The organism is Candidatus Aquarickettsia rohweri (assembly GCF_003953955.1).
GTDB lineage: Bacteria > Pseudomonadota > Alphaproteobacteria > Rickettsiales > Midichloriaceae > Aquirickettsia > Aquirickettsia rohweri.
Window position 1 is genome coordinate 1 of record NZ_RXFM01000142.1, and the last position, 1,423, is coordinate 1,423.

Annotated in this window: 2 protein-coding genes; one reads left to right on the top strand and one right to left on the bottom strand. The window is 26.2% G+C overall.

Annotated features, from left to right (window positions below; all coding sequences use genetic code 11):
- A partial coding sequence (locus tag EIC27_RS08545) for a transposase domain-containing protein (protein ID WP_205702304.1) occupies window positions 1–230 on the top strand: 230 nt, incomplete at its 5' end.
- An 81-nt stretch (window positions 231–311) separates the two neighbouring features.
- Here EIC27_RS08545 and EIC27_RS06810 read toward each other — a convergent pair.
- Window positions 312–1,250: a TrbL/VirB6 family protein gene (locus EIC27_RS06810; protein WP_126045287.1), complete on the bottom strand. Its 939-nt coding sequence runs from the start codon at window positions 1,248–1,250 to the stop codon at window positions 312–314.
- Window positions 1,251–1,423: the final 173 nt, after the last annotated feature.

A 1,423-nucleotide genomic window follows, 5' to 3' on the forward strand; every position in this document is an offset into this window, starting at 1 on the left:
GTATAAAACCATTTGCAGTTGGCAGAAAAAATTGGATGTTCTGTGCAACAACTAAGGGTGCTAAAGCTAGTGCAAATATTTATAGTATTATTGAAACTTGCAAAGTAAATAAGATTAATCCTTATGATTATTTAAAATATTTGCTGAATCATATTCATGATTATTCTGATCCAAAAGAGTTAGTAAATTTACTTCCATATAATATTGATAAAAAAATATCATCAAATTAAATTTTTTTTAGAATTATCAAAAAACTTAAGAAACCCAAAGAAAGGCGGATAATACTTGTCAAGATGGGGATATTTTAGCGTTTACATATAAACTCTGAATAAAACACAAGAAATTAGAACATAAAAAAAGTTTTTTGGAGTAACTGCTTTTGTAAATTCATCCCAACTACTTGCTTTCCAAAATTTAAAATCTATAATTGTAATTCCTAGCGGCTTCCAACTAAATATTGTATCCCAACAAACAGTATAATAAAGCATATCTTGTAATTGTGTAATAATCAAGCTAAGCATTAAAGCAACTGTGGCTGTTATAACTATAAGCATTACACAAGAACCTATAAATTGCTCAAGCCAATTGTCAAAAAAGTGCATAGTTTGTTTAAATAAAATTGTGACTATAAATATAGGTAGAATTATTGTTAATAGTGCTAACAAGAAAAAACTCATAATATATTGTACCAATGATCTACACATACCTATAAACATTAAAATGACACAAATATATATCCCTATTATTAAATAAAACCTACTAGTAAATAAAATACCCCAGATTTTATTATTAAATGCTTTTGATGTAACCATTTCAATAACACCATCATAAGCTGAAAAAACTGTATTTAATTCAGGAAAAGGTAATAAAGGTCGATTATTTATAGGATCAAACATTGAACTCTTCATTATAACAGTAGAGATACCAATAGTAGAGTCTACTATACCTTGAAATAAATCGGGTATAACATTCAATGTAGAATCTGAAATTACTGTAGATATGACACCAATTTTAAATAACCTAACAACCAACTCAGTTTGATTAATCTCAATTAAACCAAGCATAAAAAATACTACAGAAAATATAACAAATAAAACAAGTAATATTCTGGCTATAGTTCTAAACCCTGAGTCTTTAACAATATTATCATAAATAATTTTCTGAACTTTTGAAAAAGTATCTTTAAAAAAATCGATTAATTTTTCAATAAAACCTTTCTTTTTTATAAATGCACCGTTATCTACCCTAATCTTATGTAAGCGCTAAAATAAGGGCATCTAGGCAAGAATAAAAATAAGTGGTAGAACAAAAGCCTAAAAAAATAGAGGCTAATGATGCTATTAGAAAAAAAGAATAAGTAATGAAAAATGGAAAGAGCTAGTAGAAGAATATAAAAAAAGTAATGTAAGTAAATATGAATTTT